Source organism: Longimicrobium sp., from assembly GCA_036387335.1.
GTDB lineage: Bacteria > Gemmatimonadota > Gemmatimonadetes > Longimicrobiales > Longimicrobiaceae > Longimicrobium.
This window is the reverse complement of sequence record DASVTZ010000029.1, coordinates 1-23,802: the sequence shown is the minus strand read 5'-3', so window position 1 is coordinate 23,802 and position 23,802 is coordinate 1. Positions and strand designations below refer to the sequence as shown.

General features: G+C 69.5%; 16 protein-coding genes. 10 read left to right on the top strand and 6 right to left on the bottom strand.

The features are described 5' to 3' along the window. Positions 1-41: 41 nt before the first annotated feature. The 5 genes from VF647_02630 to VF647_02610 all read right to left on the bottom strand — a co-directional run bounded on the left by VF647_02630 (position 42) and on the right by VF647_02610 (position 13,281). Complete coding sequence (locus VF647_02630; protein ID HEX8450962.1) at positions 42-980, bottom strand: hypothetical protein; 939 nt, start codon at positions 978-980, stop codon at positions 42-44. 38 nt (positions 981-1,018) lie between these two features. Then, positions 1,019-4,135, bottom strand: a complete 3,117-nt coding sequence (locus tag VF647_02625) for a CHAT domain-containing protein (protein ID HEX8450961.1) — start codon at positions 4,133-4,135, stop codon at positions 1,019-1,021. 631 nt (positions 4,136-4,766) lie between these two features. Next, entirely contained in the window at positions 4,767-5,285 is a 519-nt protein-coding gene (locus tag VF647_02620) for a hypothetical protein (protein ID HEX8450960.1), read from the bottom strand. Next, complete coding sequence (gene pbpC, locus VF647_02615) at positions 5,282-7,510, bottom strand: penicillin-binding protein 1C (GenBank protein HEX8450959.1); 2,229 nt, start codon at positions 7,508-7,510, stop codon at positions 5,282-5,284. Before pbpC ends, VF647_02620 begins: the two co-directional genes overlap by 4 nt. A gap of 32 nt (positions 7,511-7,542) precedes the next feature. After that, positions 7,543-13,281, bottom strand: coding sequence for an MG2 domain-containing protein (locus VF647_02610; protein HEX8450958.1), 5,739 nt, complete (start codon positions 13,279-13,281; stop codon positions 7,543-7,545). 196 nt (positions 13,282-13,477) lie between these two features. Between VF647_02610 and VF647_02605 the strand changes: the two genes are divergently transcribed. Continuing rightward, the gene (locus tag VF647_02605; GenBank protein ID HEX8450957.1) at positions 13,478-13,612 is read left to right on the top strand and encodes a hypothetical protein; all 135 of its coding nucleotides are present in this window, start codon (positions 13,478-13,480) and stop codon (positions 13,610-13,612) included. Positions 13,613-13,680: 68 nt separating this feature from the next. Beyond that, positions 13,681-14,127: a hypothetical protein gene (locus VF647_02600; protein ID HEX8450956.1), complete on the top strand. Its 447-nt coding sequence runs from the start codon at positions 13,681-13,683 to the stop codon at positions 14,125-14,127. A 48-nt stretch (positions 14,128-14,175) separates the two neighbouring features. Here the strand turns inward: VF647_02600 and VF647_02595 are convergent, their stop codons facing one another. Next, positions 14,176-14,889, bottom strand: a complete 714-nt coding sequence (locus VF647_02595; GenBank protein ID HEX8450955.1) for a hypothetical protein — start codon at positions 14,887-14,889, stop codon at positions 14,176-14,178. 617 nt (positions 14,890-15,506) lie between these two features. On the opposite strand from VF647_02595, the gene VF647_02590 reads away from it, so the two are divergent. From VF647_02590 to VF647_02555, 8 genes are all read left to right on the top strand, one after another. Next, positions 15,507-16,700, top strand: a complete 1,194-nt coding sequence (locus tag VF647_02590) for a hypothetical protein (GenBank protein HEX8450954.1) — start codon at positions 15,507-15,509, stop codon at positions 16,698-16,700. A 276-nt stretch (positions 16,701-16,976) separates the two neighbouring features. Continuing rightward, complete coding sequence (locus VF647_02585; protein ID HEX8450953.1) at positions 16,977-17,822, top strand: helix-turn-helix domain-containing protein; 846 nt, start codon at positions 16,977-16,979, stop codon at positions 17,820-17,822. 35 nt (positions 17,823-17,857) lie between these two features. Then, complete coding sequence (locus tag VF647_02580; protein ID HEX8450952.1) at positions 17,858-18,457, top strand: JAB domain-containing protein; 600 nt, start codon at positions 17,858-17,860, stop codon at positions 18,455-18,457. A 963-nt stretch (positions 18,458-19,420) separates the two neighbouring features. After that, positions 19,421-20,080 (top strand): helix-turn-helix transcriptional regulator, encoded by a 660-nt coding sequence (locus VF647_02575; GenBank protein HEX8450951.1) that lies wholly within the window; start codon positions 19,421-19,423, stop codon positions 20,078-20,080. Between the two features lie 468 nt (positions 20,081-20,548). Continuing rightward, on the top strand, positions 20,549-21,064 hold the full coding sequence (gene tssB / locus VF647_02570; protein ID HEX8450950.1) for a type VI secretion system contractile sheath small subunit: 516 nt from the start codon (positions 20,549-20,551) through the stop codon (positions 21,062-21,064). Then, entirely contained in the window at positions 21,054-22,544 is a 1,491-nt protein-coding gene (gene tssC / locus VF647_02565) for a type VI secretion system contractile sheath large subunit (GenBank protein HEX8450949.1), read from the top strand. The genes tssB and tssC overlap by 11 nt, the downstream gene beginning before the upstream one ends. 67 nt (positions 22,545-22,611) lie before the next feature. Then, positions 22,612-23,100 (top strand): type VI secretion system tube protein Hcp, encoded by a 489-nt coding sequence (locus VF647_02560; GenBank protein ID HEX8450948.1) that lies wholly within the window; start codon positions 22,612-22,614, stop codon positions 23,098-23,100. 1 nt (position 23,101) lies between these two features. Further along, the coding region (locus VF647_02555; GenBank protein ID HEX8450947.1) for a type VI secretion system accessory protein TagJ at positions 23,102-23,802 on the top strand (701 nt) is incomplete at its 3' end.

The following is a 23,802-nucleotide window of genomic DNA, read 5'->3' as shown; positions in this document are numbered from 1 at the left end:
GACCGCGGCGGATCGCCGCCGCCGGCCGCCCTTTTCGCGGGTCAGAGAGTGGTCACGGTGATCCTTGTACCGATGCAGTTCTCTCCCCCCAAGCCCGCGTTGGCCGGCCGAATGGGTACGGGGAACCGCGTGTCGGCCGGCAGCAGCGTCTGCGCCGCTCGCCCGTCAGTAGTCTCCAAAAGGCGATAGAGCCACTTGAAGTCGCGGTCGATGTCTGCGGCCTCGGCCTTTCCCAGCTCCGGCCACTCGAGCGGGTTGTCGGCGCACAGATTTCCGATCTTGAGTACGATGACGTCGTTGCCCCCCATGTCCTTCACCGGCTTCAGGGTGATCTTCTGCGTCGGCGTGCCGTCGAACCTCGTGAGCGTCAGGGTCAGGTGGTCCGCATCCGTCACCTCACGCGTCCAGATGACCTTCCGGGCGAACCTGCCCCGGTACCTGGCCGCCCCTCCCGGATTGAACGCGCGAAGGAACTCGAAGTCGGACGTATTTCCGCCGTCAAGGTCTCCTCCGCTGAAGACGGTGCGCATGACCAGGGGTGGGTTGTTGCCCGACAACAAGCCTTCGATTGGTTTCAGCAGCGACTTCTCCCCATGGCCGCACTCGTTCTCAGGCAGGAGTTGCCCGTACACCGCGGCGGGCGCGATCCGCTCCATGGCAGGCAGCTTCGTGTCGATGGTCATCGGCGCGTCCACGCTGGAAAGGCCGAAGTCAAGCGTTTCGCGCACAAAGCGGTGTACCACTTCGTAGTGGGGGCCGGATACCGGATCAGTGCCCGGGGAAAAGCCGCCCCCCAAGCTCGCCAGGTCATATCGGAGGTAGCCGACGTGGGGGGCTCCGGGCTCGGGATCTCCGTCGGGATGCTGCGGTGGCAAACCATTCGCGCGGCAGTCCGGCTGCACTACCGCCACCCGCGTACAGTCCTCCTTCAGCAGGAACAGGCACAGCCCCGTAAATGAAACTTCGAGTGTGAACGCCATGAGAGCCTCTCGTGTGGATGTGAAGGGGTATGGCAACGTTAAGGTCCCGTGTAGATGAACGCCGCCCAGCCTGCTGGCGCTCTCGCGTCGTGCGCTTCGGACCGCAGCGCCTGCAACTGGGCCAGGCGAAGCGCCGCCGCCGCCGGAGCGCCGCCGCGGAGCCGGCGGTGAAACTCCACCAGCAGCGGCGTGGTCGCGTCGTCGCGGACATCCCACAACGTGCTGACGGTGGCCGGCGCGCCCGCGTGAAGAAAGCTGTACGCCAGCCCTGCGGTGGCGCCCGCCCGGCTGGGCCGCGGCCCCAGGGTGCTGCACGCGGAGAGGACTACCACCTGCACATTAGATAGGCGCAGTCCGCTGATTTCGCGCGCGGTCAGCGTTCCGTCTGCGCCCGCGCCATCTGGCGCGACGGCGAGGTAGGAGGAGCCGGGCTGATCACTATTGAAGACCGCGTGGCCGGCGAAATGAAACACGCTGTGGGCTGGAAGCAGCTGGAGCAACGTTTCGCGGCCAGCGTCACGGCCGGTGAGCAGGCGCCGTTCGGCGTACAGCGCCGCCACTTTCTCCGCCTCTTGCAGGGCACCGGGCAGGTCACCGAGCCGTGAGCTGGACCTGGTGTCGAGCGCCGGATTACCAATGACGAGCGCCGAGCGGGCGCCCGAATGCCGCGAAATCCGCGAACGAGCCAAGGTGTAGAACGTGACGCTCGGTACCGTCGTCAGCTCGTAGTCCTCCACGATGTAGCGTCCGGCCCGCCGATCCCACAGCGCGGCGAACGGCACCTGATAGAGTTCCCGATCCGGCACGATCACCAGCCGGTGCACACCCTTCATCTCCTCCCGCACCGGGCCGAGCAGCAGGTCGAAGAGCTGGGCTCGCGCCGCCGAGCCCCCCGCGTCCGGTTCACGCGCGTCCTCGGTGAACCGTGCGATCAGTGCACCGATGGAGTCCCGGCGCAGCGGAAGTGCATGGTGTCGCAGGCCGTTACGCGAGAACGTCCAGATTGACAGCTGTTCGTTCAGCAGGGCATAGTCGATGAAAAGGGCATCGTCGGGAAGCGTCTCCGCAATTGCGGCGATCGGCGGGGTCTTGGAGTATACGTGGGTGTGGAGAGGTTGGTTGGCTCCAGGCTGAACCGGGGCGCGGGCCCGCTCCAGGTACGCCAAAGCGGAATCTGGCCGACCGGCTAATAGCTCGTGGCGGATCATCGCATCGAAGACGTTTTCGGTCGTCTCGTGGAATGTTGCCCGCATCTCCGAGCTCGAAAAAGCGGCTTGCTGCCGTTCGAGTACGTCGATCGCCTCGTGGATGAAGGACCGAGCACGGCGCCGCTGGCCGGCGGCTTCCGCGGCCATCCCCGCTTCGTACAACGCCTGCGGCAGGTTCATCCCGATCGCAACCGTTCGAAACGTTTCGGCCACGCCCGCTAACACGTGGAGCGCGGAATCAGGATCAGTGGCGCGCAGCCACTGACCCCGCACCAATTCGACATCGGCACGGACACGGTCACCGCCACGTCCTTCGCCCATTCGCCGCGCCCACCTCGACGCCAGGTCCAAATCCCTACGCGCCGCATCGCTACGCCGGAGCGCGATAAGATCTCGCGCCCGGGCGCGGTGGGCGCGAGCGATGACGTCTGGCTTCCCAAGGGCATATGCCACGCTCAGCACTTCATCCATCAGCGCGAGTGAGGCATGGGTCAGCCCGTCGGTGCGCGCAAAACCCGCTATGGTGGTGAGATGGTTGTTGAGAAAGTTGGAGCTTCGGTATGGTGAAAGCCGTTTCAGCCCGCGCAGGCCCTCTGCGCGACTGTCGTGTGACTGGCCAGCCAATGCGAGGCTTTCCGACAGGAGGTACGAGATGGCCCCTTGGTTCTCCGGCTCTTTTGCGCGGAAGATGAGCGGCTCAGCCTGCCCGTAATAGCGACTCGCGTCCTCGTAGCTCCCCTGCCGGAGCTGGTTTACGCCTCGTGCCCAAATCGCCTTACCCATCAGCCCGGGCTCTTGCACCGTTGCTTCATTCAGCACGAAAGCCAGGCGCCGGTCCGCATCGTCAAACCGGGCGAGATTGATATCCGCCGCTGCATGGTAGAACGCTGCCCATCGGGCGGCCGGGGACCCTTCCGAGCGCAGCGCTTTTTCGGCGCTCTGGAGAGATGCCGCAGCCTTTTCGTATTGTGCCTCATAGTAAAGGCGGTACCCGGACGCCAGGCGGATATGTCCCTCTGCCAGGGTGGCGAGGCGCGCAGGCGCGTTGGAGGCGCGGTCGATGGCGGCGACCGCGAGCGCGACGCCATGGTCCGCCCCGATCGAATCCGCAGCCTCGCCAATGCCGCGGGCCAGGGCCAGCATACGAGTGGCGCGCAGCGTATCTGCACCGGACAACGCCGTTCCCCAGTTGCCCAGAATCATGAAGGCGCTGTCGCGCGCCGCGTGAGGTGCGTGTCGAACCAGAGCCGCGATTCGGCTACGGGTCGCGGCGTTCAACGGCTCCGGAGGAGCGGCGAGGACAGACCCCCAAGTCGCCTTCATGGGTACCCGAGAGACCCACTGAGCGTACCTTTCGGCCTCGCTACGCCAGCGGCGATCTCGCTCAATTGCCAGGTACCGCGCCCATGCACGCTCGGCGCTCCCGATCAGGTACAGACGTTGGAGTATGAGGGCGCGGTTGAACAGGATAGAGAGATCAAGCGAGTCGGCGGCTGCGGCGCGTTCCACGGCGTCGAGCGCGCGCAGCATGGGGGTGAGTTGCTGAGTTCGCTCACCCATTGCAAGGTACGCTACAGCAAGGTCGTTGAGGACGCCGGCATCACCTGGGGCCAGTTGATGCGCCTGCTGCAGCGAGGCCGCCGCGCGATTGAGTGCTGGAAACTTCGTGTCGGCGAACTGCAATTCGACCAGTGCGGTGCCACGGAGCACCGCGATTGAGGAGTCGGGTGGCCGCGCGCGGAGCACCTCGCGATGTGCGTTAGCGATACGGCGAAAGCGACGGGTGTGGGGCTGAATCGGCGGACCGCAGCGCATCCGAGGTATGAGCGCGATAGCCTCCACAGCCACACATGGCCGCCATTTCGTCTGCGCGGCGAGCCGCCCGGTGGTGAAACGCTCCCCACGAAGAACGTTCACCAGGTGCTCACTGGGCGTTTCGCTGGTCACAAACGCGGATGCATATGCGGCCACAAGCACCACCGGCACCAAAACGATAGTCAAGCAGCTGGCGAGTTTAGGACGATGCGAGTACCAGTGATTTGGCGGCATTGTTGTTCTGGATGGGGCTGTGCCCTGGCGGCGGAGACCCGGGTTCGATCAGGCCGGGTGTGTTCCGGTCATGGATATTTTTGCGATTGTAACTTCAGATTCGCAGCAGAGCAGGTCAATGCTGATGTCGTGAGGGGGTTCATGGGTGAGATCAAGGCGGTAACTTTGGTGTGGAACAGATTACCCAGCCCGCGCTAGTGACTGGTTCTCCACCCCGGCCATGACGTTCCTGCTCGTCTGCGGTGTTGACTTGCATCTAGGGCTCGCCTGGCCAGCGGCGGGGCGCGTCCTGACCGGGCTCGGCCACGCTGCTTCATGCTGAAATGGGGCCGCTGGACGCCCTAGGCCCCACGCCAGCCGGATCGGCGTGTGAGGTGGCGCCTGATGGGGACCGTGGGGAGTGGCGGCTCTCCCTGAGGCGGACACCTCAGGTGTGGAAGGCGGCGGCGAAGGCGTTCGAGGTCCGGCTGGTGGCAGACCGGAGCTCGCTACAAATTGGCGACCTGGCCGAGCAGGGCCTCGCGCGCGTCTATGAGTTGGACGGCGTGGAGCTGAATCCCCGGGACCCGTGAAGGCGTGGTTCACCCAATGCGCCGGCGCCGAGCGCTTTGTCGCGCGCGGCGTTCATGCGTTTGGTGAGCGCCTTGACGCTCTCGCCGTACCCACCCATGAGGATGTCGAACTTCGCTGTCTTCCCCGCGGCCGCCCGGACCCAGAAGCCGACGGCGTCCGCTGCCTCGCTTTCCTCGCGTACCATGAACCCGCCCACGTCGGCCCAGCGGTGCTCGATGGTGCGCCAGAACGCGAGCTTCTCGCGGAAGCCGTCCGGGCGGATCTCCAGGCGGGCGCGCAGGGAAAGATGGGCGAACACGGCCAGCACCAGGGTCGCCACTCCGAACCCGGGCGCGAGGTGCTCGGTGCCGTCCTCCATCATCATGATCGTCATGGGGATGCCGAGCCCGAGGGCGATCCAGAGGAACGGGTTCTTCCACCAAACGGACTTGAGGACGACGACCGCGCCATCCTCTGGCGGAACGGCGTCCATCATTCGCCGCCAACGGTGATGCGCACCTCGTCGCCCTCGCCGGTGGGGGCCAGGGCGCGGATGGTGTGGGGGCCGGGGATGAGGGGCCAGCGGGCGCCGGGGACTTCGCGGCCGTCCACGGACCAGCGGACGGGGCCGGTGCGGCCGGATGCGCGCAGCGAGAGGGTGGCGTAGCGGGCCTCGACGCCCAATGGCACGGAGTAGTGGTCGCCGCCGCGGGGGGTGACGATGCGGAAGCGGTCCTCGCCGGCGCCGGAGGCGGAGGCCCAGCGCCCGCCCTGGCCCGACGCCCACTCCGCGTACTCCGCAGGGAGCGACAGGCGGCCGCCGCGCTCCCAGTCGTCATCTTTGGAAGGCTCGGTGCCGGGGATGAACCACTCCACCAGCGACTCGCACCCGCCCGCGGCGCGCATCCCCGAGAGGCGGCAGACGCGCACGGGCACGAGCCCCGCATCCTCTGGCGCGGGGAGCACGCCGGGGGGACGGCGCGAGGCGGCGGCGAGCATGGAGCGGTAGAGCAGGGGACCGGCGCCGGTGATGCCGCTCACGCCCTCCATCGGCCGGCCGGTGAAGTTGCCCACCCACACGGCCACGGTGAACCCCTTCGTCACGCCCACGGCCCAGTTGTCGGTGAAGTGGCGGCTGGTGCCCGTCTTGGCGGCGGCGGGGAAGGGGAAGTCGAACACCGTTTCGGTGCCGAAGCCGGGCGCGCGCGCATCGGCGTCGCCCAGGATGCTGAGCACCAGCGTGGCCGCCTCGCGCGACATCACCCGCTCGCGGCGGGCGGGGCCCTGGCCGGGCTGGACGGGGGTGAAGCGCGCGGGCATCCACTCGCCGCCGTTGGTGAGGGCGCGGTAGGCGCTGGCGAGCTCCAGCAGGGTTACGTCGCCCGTGCCCAGCGCCAGGCCGAGGCCGTAGTGTGACGCGCCCTGCGTGAGCGACGCGAAGCCCGCGCGGTGCAGCGTCTCCAGCAGCGCATCCACGCCCACGCGGTCCGCAAGCTCCACGGCGGGAAGGTTGTACGAGCTGGCCAGAGCCTCCCGCGCGCGGACGGGGCCGTGGAAGCGCCGGTCGTAGTTCTGCGGGCGATACGGGCCCAGCGAGCTGGCGAAGCTGCGCGGCACGTCCGGCAGGACCGTCGCGGCGGTGTGGCCGCGGTCGAAGGCCAGGCCGTAGAGGAACGGCTTCAGCGCCGATCCGGGCTGGCGCGGCGAGGTGACCATGTCCACCTGGCCCACCTCGCGCTCCCAGAAGTCGGGCGATCCCACCCACGCCAGCACCTCGCCCGTGGCGTTGTCCAGCACGACCGCGGCGGCGTGGCGGCCGCCGCGGTCGCCCAGCGTGCGCACGGTGTGCCGGACTTCGGATTCGATCAGCGCCTGCAGCTCCAGGTCGAGCGAGGTGCGCAGGGTGCCGTCGCTGGGAAGATGGCCCGCATCCGCCTCCTGGAGCAGGCGGGCGGTGAAGTGCGGGGCGAGGAACGCCGGCCCGGTCCGCGGCGGGAGCACGGGCTCGGTGCGGGCGCGCGCGACTTCTTCCGCCGTCGCCAGCCCGAGCTGCCGCATGCGCGCGAGCACCACGTCGCGGCGGGCGCGGGCGCCGGCGGGGGATGCGAACGGGTTGTTGCGCGCGGGGGAGCGGGCGATGCCGGCGATCAGCGCCGCCTGCCCCAGGCTGAGCTCGCGCGCCGACGCGCCGAAGTACAGCTCCGCCGCCGCCGAGACGCCCACCGATGCCCGGCCGAGCGGCACGCGGTTGACGTACTGCTCCAGGATGGCGCGCTTGGGGAGGTGCGCCTCCAGCCGGAGTGCCCAGAGCGCCTGGCGCACCTTCCCCGGCAGGGTGCGGCCGGTGGGCACCAGCAGCCGCGCCGTCTGCATCGACAGCGTCGACGCGCCCGCCCGGCGCCGTCCCGCCACGTTGTCGCGCAGCGCGCGGCCCACGGAGCGCACGTCCACGCCGTGGTGCGCGAAGTAGCGGTGGTCCTCCGCCGCCACGAACGCCTGCACCAGGCGCGGATCGACTTCGGCCAGCGGCGTCCATCCGCCACGGCTGCCGTCCACCGTGCGCGTCGCGCGCAGGGGGAGCCCGGCGCGGTCCTCCATCACCAGGCGCGTCACCGGCTTTGGGGATGCGACGTCGGACGGCAGCGGCAGGGCGATCCACGCGGCGGCGCAGGCGGTGATCGCCGCCATCCCGACTAACGTGCGCAGGATCCAGCGCTTCACGCGGGGCCGCGTGATCGCAGGGCGGTTCCACCTCATGGCGCGGCCGTGGTGACGACGAATGTGCCGCCGCCGCTGCGGCCGTGGACGCCGGGGTTGTACATCTCCTCGGCGTGGGCGGGCGCCATGGTGAAGCGGCCGGCCGTGGTCGCGCGCGCCAGGTAGGTGGCGTTGTAGCTGCCGCGCCACAGCGTGCGGGCGAAGTAGACCACGCGGTCGTCGCGGATCTCGGTGTGGTCGAACGGCGACCACATCCCCGCGTCCCAGCTTCCAAAGAGCCAGCTTCCCGCGTCCGCGCCGGGCTCCGGCTCTGGGGCCAGGACGTCGGGCGCAAAGGGGCTGACGGTGCGGAGGCTCAGATCGACCGCCTCCAGCCCGGCGGGGAGGGGATCGTCCAGCACCACCATCACCCGCTCGTCGGGCACACGGATGCGCAGGCGCACGCGGACGACCTGGCCCTCGGCGACGCTGGTCAACGGCCGGCGCGTATCCACCGACTCGTACCACCGCTCCACCGCGATCCCCTGGTCGCGCGGCGTGAACGACGGCTTTGCAGCCCGCTCGCGCACGCCCAGGTGGTAGAAGACGGGTCCGCCGGCACCCACGCCCTGCAGCGTGACGCGCAGGACCTTTTTGCCATCCGGGCGCGTGGTGACCAGGCCCTCCAGCGAGCGCAGCGAGTCGAGCCCGCCGTCCGTCTGGCGCGCGCGGCGCTCCGCCACCACGCGCCCGTTGTGCACGATCCTCACGGTGCGGTCCTGCGCCCCGCGCGGCACGAGCTGCTGGTAGCGGGTGAGCGCGAGGACGGCCCAGGCATAGTCCTGCGTCGTCCACAGGTAGTCGCGCTCGGCGCGGCTCTGCTGCACGATCGATTCGACCAGCGCGCCCACGCCGGGGTTGGACGGCTGCAGCGCGAGGGTGGCCGAGAGCAGCCGCGCCGCGGGCCGCACGCGCGATGCGAAGTAGAAGCGCTCGCGGTACGCCGTCGCGGGGAGCACCGCGCGCGCGCCGCGGATGGTGACCGTCGCCCACGCCGCGTCCAGCAGGCGGCCGGCGGGCTCCCGAGCGCCGCGCCGGGCCAGCATCTCGGCGAGGGCGAGGCGGTCTTCCCACGCCATGCGCGCGGCCTGGCCCAGGAGCTGGTTCTCGGCGGGGACGTCGGGGCGGCCCAGGCGGCTCAGGAAATCGGCCGAGGCAACCCGCTCGGCCAGGAGCCAGCTCGTCTCGCGGGCGCGGTCGCCCAGCACGGGCGCGAGCTGGGCTGGGTCGTGCAGCGCGCGCGCCACGTAACGCCCCGCCCGCGCCAGCACGCTGTCGCTCACGTTGATGCCGGCGCCGCGCGCCTCCAGCAGCGTCCGCCCTACGTACGCCGTCAGCCACGGCGACGTCCACCCGCGCGCGTTCCACAGCCCGATGCCGCCGTCCTCGCGCTGCCGGGCGCTCACCGCGCGCACCAGCCGCTCGATCCGCTGGCGCGTGTCCGCCGGTGCAACGTCCGGAGCGCCCGCACGCTGCGCCCGGTACAGGGCGATGAGCGAGATGGCTTCGCTGGCGAGCTGCTCCGTGCAGTCGTACGGATACGAAGCCAGCGCGCGGGCGTACGCCTGCACCAGGGTGAGCGGCGAGGTGCCGAAGCCCAGCTCCAGCCGCGAGCGGACGGGGTCGGTCTCTTCGGGAAGCACCATCTCCACCGTCGCCGTGTCGCGCAGCATGCCGGACGCGGTGTGGAAGACGGGGCGGTTGGCCGGGCGGATGGGGATCGTCACCTGCACCGCGTCCGTCTCGCCGCCGCCCTCCACGCGGAAGCGGAAGGTGGCGCTGTCCCCCACGGGCGTGGTGAAGTGGAAGCGCGCTTCCGCGCCTCGCCCCGCGGCGAGCTCCACGACCTGCCGCGGGGCTTCGAGCGTGACCGACGTGGCATCCGCCATCACCATCACCCGCTGCGGCGCGCCGGAACGCTGGTTCACCACCGTGCCCGCGAGGAAGTCGTCGCCCTCGCGGATGAAGCGCGGAAGGGAGGGGCGCGCCAGCAGCGGCTTCGTGGCGACGAGCGACGTGTCTCCCGCGCCGTATCGATCGCCCGCCGTCACCGCCACGGCCATCACCCGGAAAGTGGTGGCGTTGTCCGGAAGGTGCGCGGATGCGACCGCCTCGCCGTTCGCGCCGGTGATCACCGAGCCCAAAAAGAAACCCGTGGGCCGGAAGCGCGAGCGCAGGACGCCCGCGAGGTCCTGCCCGCCGCCGCCGCCGGGGCTGCGCGAGCCCTTGGGACCTTCCGGAACCTGCGGCGCCACGGACACCAGGTTGCTCCCCAGCCGCATGCCCAAACCGCGCGGCTGGTAGATGAGATCGATGGGGTCCGGCGTCGTGTAGCGGGTGAGCGAGAGCACGCCCTCGTCCACGGCCCAGAGCGTTACTTCCGAAGCCTGCGGGCGCCCGGCCGCGTCGCGCACGCGCACCCGGACGCGCGCCGTGTCGCCGGGGCGGTACTCGGCCTGAAGCGGCTGCACGTGCACGTCCAGGCGCTTGGACTCGGGCGTCACCGTCAGCTCGGCGTAGCCCACGCGCAGCGTTGGGCGGCCGGGGTCATCCACCGTCCCCGGCCGCGACGTGCGCCCGCGCACCAGGATCACGGAGACGAACGCGTTGGGCGCGAATTCCTCCGTGATGGGGATGCGGATCGTCTGCGTGCCCGAAGTGACGCGGATGCGCCGCTGCTCCAGCACGCGCTCGCGCTCCACCGTCACCCACGCCTCCGCGTCGGTAAAGGGCGCGGCGAGGAGGATGGTGGCCGTGTCGCCCACGGAGTAGCGCTGCTTGTCCGCGACGATGTCCATCTTGAACTTGCCCTCGTCGTTCCAGGGCACCCACCCGCCGCCCACCACCCAGCGCGAGAAGCTGGTGCGCACCTCGCGCCCCTGCGCGTCCTCCGCCTCGAAGTGGACGGTGTACTCGCCGCCCTCACGCGGGGTGAAGGCGCAGGGCTGCGGCCCGCGGCCGGTCGTGAGATTGCACGTGGACACGGTGTCGCTCACCCACTGTCCCACCTCGTCCACGACCCCGTTCCGCTCGCGCCGCACGCGGTGCCACTCGCGCCGCACGACGGCGCCGCGCACCGCCACGCCGCCCACGCCGCGCCCGTCCGGCCGCACGGCGATGACGTCCACGCGCACCGGCGCCCCCGCCGTCCAGAACCACCCGCCGCCCTGCACCTTTGCGCCCAGGTAGAAATCCGCCGGGTGCAGCACTGCCGACGCGACGTCCACCACCGACTGCCGGTTGGCGTCCACCACCTCCGCCAGGATGGTGAGGCGCGCGGGACGCCCGTCCGGCTGCGGCTGCGCCTTCACGCGCAGGTCGCGGTAACCCCGCGCATCCAGCGTGTCCACGCCGCTCCCCACCGTCTGCTCGCCGGTCTCCTCCTCGTCGAACCCGCCGGACTCCTCGCCGATCTGGTATCCTTCCGTGCCAGGGATGGTGATCTCCCATGGCGACAGCGACGTCTGCCGCGCCGTCCAGCGCACGGGGGCGCGGGCCATCGGCGCGCCGAAGAGGTAGCGCGCGCCCACCGTGGCCGTCACCGTCTGCCCGGCGAAGCGCGGCGCGCTGTCGGTCGTCACGCTCACCAGGAACTCGGGCGGACGATACTCGGCCACCTGGTAGCTCGTCGCGCCCACCTCGCGCCACTCGCCCTCGCGCCGCATCTCGATGCGCACCGCGTAGCTCCCCAGCGGCAGCTCGGCAGGGAGGCGCATCGTTTGGTGCGCCGTGCCGAAGCCGCTCAGCGCCACGGTCGCCTGCCGCATCGGCTTCCCCTCGCGGTCGTCGAACGTCCAGCGCAGCGAGTCGCCGGGCGCGGGCGGCGCCAGGCCACCGAGCGGCCCCCGGCGCACGATGGCCTTGGCGTACACCGGCTCGCCGGGACGGTAGATGCCGCGCTCCGTGAACACCGCGCCCGCGGCCGGCGTCCGCCCCTCGCCCCACGCGCTGTACACGCCGAACTGCCAGGGCGAAAGGTCGGGATCGTACTCGCTCACCCCCACCAGCGCGCGGTCGTCCGCCGCCTCGGCGGACACGTAGCCCTCGAACGACTCGTCGCACTCGTCGCTGCAAGCACGCCCGCCGCGCACCGTGGGCCGGCGGAAGCCCGCCAGCGTCGCGATCCCCCGCGCGTCGGTGCTGCCGGTGGCGCGCACGGCGCCCGCGGTGTCGTGGAGCATCACGCTCACGCCCGGGCGCGCCTTCCCATCGCTCACCCCCGTCACCCACACGACGGCCTGGTCCACGCCGACGCGCGCGTGCACGGCCAGGTCGGTGACCTGCACCAGCGCCACGGGCGCGCCGCCGTCGTCGATCGTGTCCACGCCGCGCCCGCGCACCCGCACGGCCAGCAGCGTGCCCCGCCGCGGCGTGCGCGCATCGGGCGCCGGCAGGCGGACACCCGTGATGGAGCTCACGTCTCGCGCGGCTCGCGTGGGCACGCTGCTGCGCGCGGCGGTGGGCGCGAGCCGGCTCCACGCGTCGGCCCAGCGGCCCCACCCCTGGCTCAGGAAGACCTTCTCCATCGAACGCGGCACCTCGGCCACGGCCACGCGCAGCGTATCGACGTTCACGTGCTGCACGGCGAGCGTGCGGAAGCCCTCGCGCTCCACGATCATCTTGCCGTGCGGATAGACCACGGACGGCGGCACGCCCGGCGTGGCGAAGGTGCTCGTCCCCGCGGCGGGGAGGCGCTGGCCGAACTGGTCCGCCAGGGCGGGATCGATCGTGATCGTGTAGCTCTGCCGCGGCTCCAGCCGCCCTTCCAGCCGCCAGTGGTCGGAATACTCTGAGGTGTCGCGGATGACGAACGCGCGGTTCGCGCCCCCGCTGCGCGCCAGGCGCACGTGGCGCAGCACGTCCGCGCCTTTCACGGGAGTGGAGAAGACGACCGTCGCGGGCCCGTAGTGGCAGCTCCCCGTGCGCGGGCAGCCGGCGTGCAGCACGCGGAACGGACCGTACGTGGCGAACGACCAACGCACGGGCGTTCCGCGCACGCTGTCCATGCTGGCGGGAAGCACCAGCTCGGCGTCGCACCCGGGCGGCAGCGGGCGCACGGGCGCGAGCTCCACCACGCGCCGCAGGTCGTGGGTGGTGTCGTTCCCGGTCGCGCCCATGTAGCGGAACCACTCGGGATCGTCGCCGTTGCGCGGGCGCTGCGCGACGAGCCTGAGCGGCACGGGCGGCGCGCGGCACTCCGCGGCGGGCTCCACGCGCGAGGCCGCGGCCAGCGCCTGCGCGTCCGTCTCGCTGCTCATCAGCACGCGGAACAGCGGGGACGGCGGCAGGTAGCGCGGGTTCTGGTTGGGCCCCACGGGGTCGCCCGCCAGCACCCGCGCGCGCTCCACGTGAAAGGTGAACTCGTAGGGCTTCGACAGCCGCGCGCCGTCCATCGCCGCGAAGTTGTCGCCGATCCGCACGCGGAAGTCGGCGCCGGGCCGCAGCGGCGCCGCGGGCGTGAAGCGCAGCGTCACGGGGTCGCGCCACTCCACCCTTCCAGGGACGGAGGGCTCGATGCTGAAGATGCTCTTGGGGTCCACCGTCTCGTCCAGCCCGCCCGCCACCGGCCGGTCGAACGTGACGGTGATGACTTCCATCGGCGCTGCGCTTTCTTCAGGCGAGGTGCGCAGCACCCCCAGCACGCGGCCGGGAAGCTGGCTGGCGCGCGAAGAACCGAAGGCGAGGGTCCCGGAGAGGCCCAGGACCGCGATCAGCAGGAGAGTAGACCGTCGCACGCTGGGGAGGTGTGAAAAGGCGGGGAGGGAACCGACCAAAGTGCAAGATACGGATTTCCGGTCTGGACGACAGGTTTATCGCAAGTGGCGCAGCCTGCCTGTCGCCGTGACCTTCGTGCGGGTTCGCGTGCGCCTCCACCGAGCCTGGCTCCAGGAGCGCGCAGGCGATTCACTTCATCCCAATCACGCACTGCCGATGGCGCTCACATCCTGCCGGTTGGAGTACCGCTGGTATCCCGGCGCTGACCGCTACACCTCGTACGAGATCGAGAGCCCGGCGGACGGAGCCGTGAGGCGGATCACGGACAGCGGCTTCGCGGCGGCGGACTAGCGAGCTACACGCCGCGACGGTTTTCAGGGAGCACACCGGCTCCATTCACCAGAACAAGCGAGGAGAGCATGGACCCCACCCCTGCGCCACCGATCGCAGCCAGCACCGGGAGCAGCATGGTCGCTTGCGCGAACTGCGCGACCCGAAACCTCGCCACCAACGTTCTCTGCACGTCGTGCGGGAACCGGCTCAGAGGAGGCAGCGCGGAATCGAGCACGCCGGCCGTCGCCGCGATTCCCGGCGATGAAAGCGCAAACGCGCTCCGTGTATTCGCCTGGTTCGGGCTGATCGGCGGAGCAATCGCGGGTTTCCTCATCTACGGCGAGTATGGCACTGTCGAAGTCCCGACCGGCTTTGGTTACACCGCCACGAGAACCAACCCGGTGGCGGGCTGGATCGCCATCGCCGTTTTCGTCCAGGGCCTTGTATCCTGCGTCCTCTTTCACGGCGTGGCCGCCGCTGCGGAGAACACGGCGGAGATTCGCCGCGTGCTTGCGGGCATGAGTACAAGGTAGAAGCGAATCACCCTCAGGGGCGGCACCTGGTCCGGAACCGATCCGCTTTCAGCGCGCCTCGAGCGAGGGGTGCCGTCCGGCGGCTGTATCCCTCGCCAGGCGCCGGAATACGAGCAGGTGTCCAAAGATCGCGGCGGGTACCATGACGGCGGGGAGCCAGACGTAGGGAAAGGTGGTGATCCACACGTTCGCCGGCTCGTTCCAGAACATCCGCAGAGGCGTGGGAGCGGAGAGGACCGCGATCACGAGGACATTGGCGAGCAGCAAGCTCCCCAGCACGGCCCAGGCCGCTACCAGCGCGCGCGGCGCGCGCCCGTACGCCGCCAGCACGCCCACCACGATGGCGAGCGCCCCGCTCACCACGTCGAAGTTCAACCCCTCAAAGCTCATCTGCACCGGCATCAGCCCGACCTCCGCCGCGCGGTGCATCATCAGCTCCAGCGGCAGCCGGAAGCCCTGCACGCCCACCAGCAGCGAGAGCGGGATCTCCGCCGCCATCCGCGCGCCCAGGCGCGAGCGCGCCGCCCACACCGCACCCCCGGCGCCGCCGGCCACCACCAGGAGCATGGTGGGAGGGATGGGCCAGAAGCGCAGCGCCCCTGCCGCCGCGGCGGCGCCCGTAGCGGCGAGCCACCCCGCCAGCACCGCAGCCGCGATCCACCCCGCGCGCCGTCCGGCCACATGCCCAACGGCCCAGGCCGCGATCCCCGCTAGCGCCACCGCCAGCACGACGAAAAAGATGGGGAGCGAGTCGGGGATCATGCGGCTTGCTGGTCACAGGTGGGGTGGACAGGTGTCCGCGGAGTGTAGCTTGCCGGTGCGCTCCCCCGGCAGGGTAATCTGACCCGCGTCTGGAACGGTTGTTGGAGAAGGCGGAGGGCTAGCACAGGCGACGCGATGGATGGGCGGTTGCCGTAGCGCGGGGAGGGGCACGCCGAGAACGGCAACCGCGTGACTCACACCAAGACAATGGAGATAGAGAGGAAGAACAGCGGAAAGCCGTTCACCGTGGCTTGTATTCCCAGGTTTGTGTAAGCCGTCTGTCGCGTTCGCTGCACGGGTGCGCTTTCTGTCGCGCCCACAAGCCTCGCCGGGGTGTTGCTGTTGCTCTGACCCCAACCACACCCATGGTCGGGCCCCTTCTACACGCCCTGTCCGAAACAATGCAGATGCATACGCGCCTTTTCACGCAGGGCGGAGCGATTTAGGTTGCGGCGGTAAAGGGAAAGTTTACTCCGCTCACCTCATCCAGAGCCCATCCGGGGAATCAGCAGATGAGTTCTTTGGAGCCGCAGAAGGCATTCGGCCGGTCCCAAACGCGGCCCTGGCTTGCAGCTCCACCGCTCCTCCGCGGGGAGGCGCACGTAGAGGCGATTGAAGTGCTGCTCGAATTGCCAGACGCAGTCGGTCTCCGCCTCTGGCAGCACATCCGCTTCGTGACGCAATGGATTCTTCACCCGGAGTTGCGCGCCGGTATGAAGCGCGATCAGGAGACCGATCTTACCAGAGAGGGGGTGCCGGGTCTCCCCGCCGTGCTATCGGGAGCGTTTGCGATACTGGACGCGCTCCGCACCGCTCCCGATGCAGGGTCAGAGGAAGAGGTAGCACGGGCATGCCAGATGATCGCGACGTGGGCGAAAGGCGAAAGCTGGCAGGCGACGAGTCTCGCCTTCCGTCAGGCCGCAGCACTCCTGAGCTCCACTGATCCGAGGCTCGCCTGTGAAGTTGGCCGTGAAGCACGGGACTGCGGGGACACAGCCCGGGCGGAGTCATGGTTTCGCAAAGCCATCCGGCTGGCACGTGGGAAGGATTGGGAGACATACACGCTCGCCTATCTGGTCCTTGCGGGCTTGTACATGAGGACCGGCAACTATCCGGCGGCGAAAGCACTCGCAATGCGCGGCCTCAAGACGAGCCTGCGCAGGCGTGTGAAGAGCTATACGGGCTTTGCTTACCATGATCTCTTCGTAATCGCAGCAGAGACGGGGAGGGTGAAAGAAGCCAATGAGCTCGCGGCCCTTGCATTCGAGACCTACGGCCGCACTCACGGGCGAATTCCGGCGCTGGCGCATGACGTTGCCTGCTTCTGGTTGAACCAGGGACAGTTTGCGCGCGCTCTCACCGTTTTCTCTGCTCTCTCATCCTCGTTCGTGGAACCAGCGGACCGTGCGCTGATCGCGGCGAATACCGCTCGGGCGGCAGCGGGGCTTGCGGATGGAAAGACGTACGAGAGAAAGGGTCGCGAAGCCATACGCGCCTTGAACCGGCCAGTGAGCAAGGCGAGGGCTGGCGAGGTATACCTCGCGTTAGCAAAGGGTGCGGGGCTCGCCGGGAACATGCTGGACGCGGAAAAGTGGGCGCGGCATGCCCACCGGATAGCATCTGAAAACGGGCTCGCCCAGCTCCGCATGCAAGCAGAGGCAGAACTGGACGCGGCCAGGGCCGAGAGCCGACTCGATCGAGCCGGAGCGGTCGAGAGCCTCAACGTCAAGGATCGCGCTGAACAGCTCGCGAACGAATTCGTTCAGACTCTCGGGACCACTCCCGTGCTCAGTCTGGCTCGCTCGTGCTGAGGGTGGTTGGCTCGCGCGCGGAACTGGTGGTTGAGTCTGACGGAGGCGGCTTCACGGCGAGGCCGCTTCCCATATACCCGCCGCCTTCAAGGGATGGCTTCGAAGGGATGATGCGGCTCCGTGCGGGAGTGTCCGTCGGTGAATTTGAGCAGCCAGCCAGGGCGAGAAGCACGAGCGCTACGGTGACGTTTCTCATGTTGGTGCTCCGGTAGAACGGGGGAATGATCGCCTAGCGGCCCGTATGGCCCACCGAATTATCATTTTTTCGGACAACTCATGCAATCCGAAATCCCCACGCTCTATTTGCTGCACGATGCGCCGGAGGTGGAGGCCGCGCTCCGGCGCAACCTCGGCCCAACGTGTCGGCTGCGCGTTGTGGCGGATTGGACAACCCTTCGGGAGGCGCTGAAGCGATGCGCGCCGAACAGCGTAGTCGTGGTGAACCCGTACCTTGCGGCTACACCTCCGGGTGCGTTGTCTGAGCAGTTGTTCCGAATGCTGGCGCAGTGCCCTTCTTCGCCAGTTGTGGTGGCATTCGAGGTGATCCCTGACCGGATCAGCGACCTTCGGTGCCTTCATCAGTGGGGCGTAGCCGATGCACTCGACCTCGGTGAAGAGCTGACCTCATCGGGGATCCTCCACAGGTTCGCGGCAGTGCGCCACCATCGCATCCGGGTCGTCCTGAAGCGCGCACTGCCCCGCTCGCTTCCGATGCGGGCGCGGGCATTGATCACCGCCGCGGCCGAGGTGGTGTCCGATGGTGGACAAACAACCGACCTCGCGGAGAGGCTCCAGCTCACGGAACGAACGCTATTACGCTGGTGCCTCAAGTCGGGGCTTCCGCAGCCTCGTCGGATCTTCGTCTGGATGCGGCTTCTGCTTGCCGCGGATATGCTCTGCGAGGGCAACCGCCGATCCGTTGCCGCAGTCGCCCGCGCATGCGGCTACGCTTCCGACGCGAGTCTGCGGCACGCATTCAAGGCCGTCGTGAAGACCACGCCGGCTGAGGTCAAGGAGAAGGGTGCGCACGCGACCATCGCGCTACCGTTCAGGGATGAGCTTGCAAAGGCGCGGGCACAGGCACGAGCCGCCGCACGGTCTCCGAAGTCATATCTCAACTGAAACCAAGAGCACATCCAAACGGGCGAGGAATGCAGATGAATGGTGTGGAAACCGGCGGCACGGGTGGAATGAACGCGGATGGGTACGAGGTCTCCGTCTATCGTCTTGAGCTGGTCCGCACCGGCTCCGTCACTTCACGTACCCGGTATGCGAACAACCCCTCGCAGATCACCCACCTGTTCCGCCGGGTCGCGGGCAAGCCGGACCGGGTCTACTTCATCGCCTTCTATCTCGACTCGCAGTATCGCGTGACGGGTGCACACGTCGCGGCGGTGGGTGAGGTCAATTTCGTACACTGCCCCCCGACCTCGGTGTTCAAGGCGGCGCTCGCCGCGAATGCGTTCGCGGTGGTCCTGGCGCGCAACGAGGTGTCAGGGCCCACCGCCCTGAGCGAGGTGGACGTCGAGCTGGCGCACCAGATGGAGCTCGCCGGCGCCGTTCTCGGGATCGTGGTGCTCGACTACGTGGTCGTGGGGAGCAGAGGGGCCGTCTCACTTCGGCGGGCCGACCGGATGCTGATGCCGGATGCACCCAACGAAGTCTCGGACGAGGAGCTGGACGCAAGACTCTGGCGGATGCGCAACTGGCCGGGCGCTCCACCCTCGCCGCCGGCAGGTACGAGCGGCGAGCCGTAGAGGCCGGACGATGGCGAACGCTTCCATCGGCGCCGGACCGTCGTCCGACAACGTATGCAGCACGCCCAGCACTTCGGCCGGGAAGCTGCTGGCGCGCGAAGAAATCAGTGCGAAAGTCCCGGAGAGCCCCAAGAAGATGAGCAGCAGGAGAGTAGACCGTCGCACGGGGGGAGGGATGTAGAATGGCGGGGAGGGAACCTGCCTGCGTGCAAGATACCGATTTGCGGTGCGGAGAACTGGGTCATCTCGAAGGAGAGAAAACCACGCCCGGCGCGGCTGCCGGGCATGGTGCGGCGGCGAGGACGTTCCGCGTCGGGAGCGAGGACGCCAGCACGGAGTGCAGGGTACGTTCGAAGGTGTTCCTATGCCAGCGCGCTCGAGGCGGGAGCGTCTCTCCCGCAAACGCGCGTCCGGATGTTGTAAAGGCCGATGCATTCGGCGTCTCTTTTGGGGCACGGATGCCGGGGCGCGCGTGCCCCACTGGGACAGCAAGGACTTATGACGACGTTTTCCATCGCGCACAACGGGCGTCGCGCGCCTGCACCGCCGTGCCCGGCCGGCCAGGTCATAAATAGCCGATACGAGGGAGGTTGCCTCGCGCCGGCGGTCCGGCTTTGCGCGGGCGCAGAGTCCCGTACGGAGCGGTCGGCGCTGTGCCTCTAACCGGGCACCAAACCTGCCTGCGCCAGCCGGTCCGGCGGAAAAATGGGAGCCGCGGTCCTACTCTTCCACATCAGGGCATCTCCCGTTCCCGGCTGATCGACAGATGGGTTTCAGACTTTGAAGTCTGCTTTGCGAGCGCATTTGAGGATCATTTACGTCCGGAAACACCCGTTCTGATTTTCGTCTTACGGTTTTTCGATCTCCTGATTAACCCTTCCCACTGGAGGAGACCCACACGGCGCAGTCGTCAATGACCCACAATACAGGTTGGTATTTTCATCTTCGATTCGGGAGTGCCACATGTACGCGCCGATTGCGCCGCCACCCCTCTCGTCTCTGCGCCTGGGAAACCAGGCCTCTCCCCTCCAGGGAACCGTTGCCCCGCCGAACGGACTGCTGGCCCGCGCGCTGGACCTGCTGCGCGACGGCGTGGTCTTCGTGGACCTGGACGAGCGCCCCGTTCACGCCAACGCCACGCTGCTGGGCATCCTCGCCGAGCAACCCGACGCGGAGGACATCCGCCGCGAGATCCGCCGCTTCGTGGAGTCGCTGGGCGCGCTCGCACGCCGCGGCCATCGCCACCAGGAGGCGATGGAGGAGCTGGCGATGCGCGACTTCGACACCTCGGAGGGAAGCTACCTCCTCCGCGGCAGCATGGTTCGCGCGGACGTGGAGCCGCGCGCCGCGCTGCTGCTGGTGGCGCTGGAGCCCGCCGGCGCCGAGTTCCTTCCCGCGGAGGTGCTGCGGGCCCGCTACAGCCTGACGGCGCGGGAGGCACGCGTGGCACGCCTGGTCACGCTCGGCCTTTCCGACGCGGAGATCGCAACGCGGCTCTGCATCTCCCTCCACACCGCGCGCCACCACACGGAGCACCTGCGCCAGAAGCTGGGCGTACGCTCCCGCGGCGAGGTGGCCGCCCACGTGCTGCGCGTGGGGCGCCGCGCCGCGGAAGCGCGCTGACTCTCCCACCGCTACTGCCGCCCCGCCGAGCGCGACGGGGCGGCGCTCGGCGTGCCCCCGACGGCCATATACGCTCGAACGGGCGAGGATGCCCGCGGCCGGCGGAGGCGCGGAGCCGCTGGAGGCCGTGAGATGCGGGGCGAGATGGGCGTCCGCGGGCCCACGCCGAAATGGGCATAACTGCCCATGCGACGGGTCTGAGCCGGCGGTAACCTGCGGACCGTTGCACCGCGGCGGGCCGGGCGTACACGGCCGGTTCCGCACCATCCGGTGTCGGCCGCGGACCGCCGCGGGAAGCGAACATCGCCGGCACCGGGCGCGGAGAATGGGCAGATCTGCCCATGTGGCCTCACCTGCCCGTTCGTATCCTGACCGGCGGGCACTTCAACGGCGCACCGGCCGCCCGGCCCGACACCTCCCGCGCCGGCCTTCTCTCCCCCCACGCGCACCATCACACAGGAGCGGACGATGGCAGAGGGCATCCACGCAAAGCTGGGACGCGTCCGCGCGCCTCGCGTACACATCAGCTACGACGTAGAGGTGGGCGGCGCCATCGAGATGAAGGAGCTGCCGTTCGTGATGGGCGTCCTGGGCGACTTCACCGGCCACCCCACGGAGCCGCTGGCGCGCCTCAAGGACCGCAAGTTCGTGGAGGTCACCCCGGACAACTTCGACGACGTGCTGCGGCGCATGCAGCCGCACCTTTCGTTCAAGGTGGACAACCGCCTCAGCGACCAGGACGGCCGCGTGGGGGTGGACCTGCACTTCCAGTCGCTGGACGACTTCGCGCCGGACCGCGTGGCGGAGCAGGTGGAGCCGCTGCGCAGGCTGGTGGAGCTGCGCCGCCAGCTCTCAGACCTCCGCGGCAGCCTGCAGGGCAACGACAAGCTCGAGGAGATCCTCCAGGCCACCCTGCACGACCAGGAGGCGCTGGGCCGCCTGAAGCACGAGCTGGAGCCGCAGGAGGCCGCCGATGTCAACTGAGCTGCAGGGAGCCCGCCCCGCGGCCGCCGCGGAGGAGGCCGCCGAGCACCAGGGGATCCTGGACACCATCGTCCGCGAGGGGCGCTTCGGCCCCGCCGGGCCGGCGCAGGCGCGCGGCCGCGACCTGGTGAAGCGGTTCGTGGAAGAGGTGCTGGACGGCACCATGGCCGTGGGCCCCGACACCGAGGCCATGCTGAACGCCCGCATCGCGCAGATCGACGCGCTGCTCTCGGCCCAGCTCCGCGAGATCATGCACCACCCGGAGTTCCAGCGGCTGGAGGCTACCTGGCGAGGGCTGAAGTACCTGCTGTCGCAGAGCGAGACGGGGGCGAACCTCAAGATCAAGGTGCTCAACGCCTCCAAGAAGGAGCTGCTCACGGACCTGCGCAAGGCGCCGGAGTTCGACCAGAGCGCCCTCTTCAAAAAGGTCTACGAGGAGGAGTACGGCGTCTTCGGCGGCGCTCCCTTCGCCGCGCTGCTGGGCGACTACGAGTTCGGCCGCGACGGGCAGGACATCGAGCTGCTGAGCAAGGTGTCGCAGGTGGCCGCGGCGGCGCACGCGCCGTTCATCACCGGCGCCTCCAGCAACATGTTCAACCTGGAGAGCTACACCCAGCTGGACGCCCCGCGCGACCTGGCCAAGATCTTCGACACCACCGAGTACGCGCTGTGGAAGGCGTTCCGCGAGAGCGAGGACTCGCGCTACGTGGCGCTCACCCTGCCGCGCATGCTGCTGCGCGACCCCTACGGCCGCAACGGCGTGCCGGTGGACGCGTTCGACTACGACGAGGGCGTGGACGGCACCGAGCACGGCCGCTACCTGTGGGGCAACGCGGCCTGGGCGCTGGGCGCGCGGGTGACGCAGGCGTTCGGCACCTACGGCTGGTGCGCCACCATCCGCGGGGTGGAGAGCGGCGGGCTGGTGGAGGGGCTGCCGGTCCACACCTTCAAGACCGACGCGGGCGACGTGGCCATGAAGTGCCCCACCGAGTGCTCCATCACCGACCGGCGGGAGAAGGAGCTGGCCGACCTGGGGTTCGCGCCGCTGGTGCACTGCAAGGGGACCCCCAAGGCGGCCTTCTTCAGCGTGCAGTCCGCGCAGAAGCCCCGCGTCTACGACAGCGACGCCGCCACGGGCAACGCGCGCATCAGCGCGCAGCTCCCCTACATCTTCGCCGTCTCGCGTTTCGCGCACTACCTCAAGAGCATGATGCGCGACAAGATCGGCGGCTACACCTCGCGCAGCCAGGCGGAGACGTTCCTGAACCGCTGGATCAGCAACTACGTGGTGGCCAACGACGACGCCTCGGCCGAGGTGAAGTCCAAGCGGCCGCTGCGCGACGCGCGCATCGACGTGGTGGAGATCCCGGGCAAGCCGGGGGCGTACCGCGCCGTGGCGTTCCTGCGCCCCCACTTCCAGCTGGACGAGCTGAGCGTGTCGATGCGGCTGGTGGCCGACCTTCCGGCGCCGGCGGCCTGAGCGCCCCACCCCGCCCGGGGCGCGGACGCGCGCCGGGCACCTCAACCCTTCCAGAGGCACACGAACCATGGCATTCGACGCATTCCTCAAGATCGAAGGCGTGGACGGCGAGTCCACCCGGTCCGGCTTCGAGAAGCACATCGAGCTGCTCAGCTTCAGCTGGGGCGCGAGCAACACCACCACGGTGGGCTCCATGGGCTCCGGCGGCGGCGCGGGCAAGGCGACCGTCTCGTCGTTCAACTGCCTCAAGGCCACCGACACGGCCAGTCCGCCGCTGTTCCAGGCCTGCTGCGCCGGCAAGCACTTTCCCAAGGCCAAGGTCACTCTGCGCAAGGCGGGCGGCGACGCGCCGGTGGACTACCTGGTCTACGAGTTCGAAAAGGTGTACGTGGACAACATCCAGTGGAGCGGCAGCACGGGTGGCGACGACCGGCCCACGGAGTCGCTGGGGATCACCTTCGGCAAGGTGACGGTCACGTACACGCCGCAGTCCGACGCGGGCGCCACCGGCGCGCCGGTGGTGGCGAGCTGGAACCTGCAGACGGTGACGCCCTGACATGCCCGCGGCGGCCGCGAGCGCCCGCGCGCTGCTGGACGAGGGCCGTCTGGACGAGGCCATCGAGGCGCTGGGGGCGGAGCTTCGCGACGACCCGGGCGACGTCCGGGCGCGCACCTTCCTCTTCGAGCTGCTGTGCTTCGCCGGGCAGTACGACCGGGCGGAGAAGCAGCTGGACGTGGTGGCGCGCGGCAGCCGCGAGGCGGAGCTGGGCGCGCTGCTGTACCGCAGCGCCCTGCACGCCGAGCGCACCCGCCAGGAGCTGTTCGCCTCCGGCAGCCCCCCGCCGGCGGAGGACGGCCGCCCCGTGGCGGGGCGCCTGAACGGGCGGCCGTTCTCGTCCATCACCGACGCGGACCCGCGGCTGGGTGCGCGGCTGGAGCTGTTCGCGGCGGGGCAGTACACGTGGATCCCCTTTGCGCAGCTCGCGGCGGTGCGGGTAGAAGCCCCATCGCGGCTGCGCGACCTGCTCTGGGCCCCGGCCCGGGTGCAGGCGGCCGACGGCTACCCGGGCGCGGAGATGGGCGAGGTGCTGATCCCGGCGCTCTCGCCGCTCTCGTGGCGCCACGCGGACGGCGAGGTGCGGCTGGGGCGGGTGACGGACTGGGACGAGGCGGCCGCCGCACCCGTCGGGCAGAAGCTGCTGCTGGTGGATGGCGAGCCGGTGCCCATTCTGGACGTCCGCGAGCTGGAGATCGACCC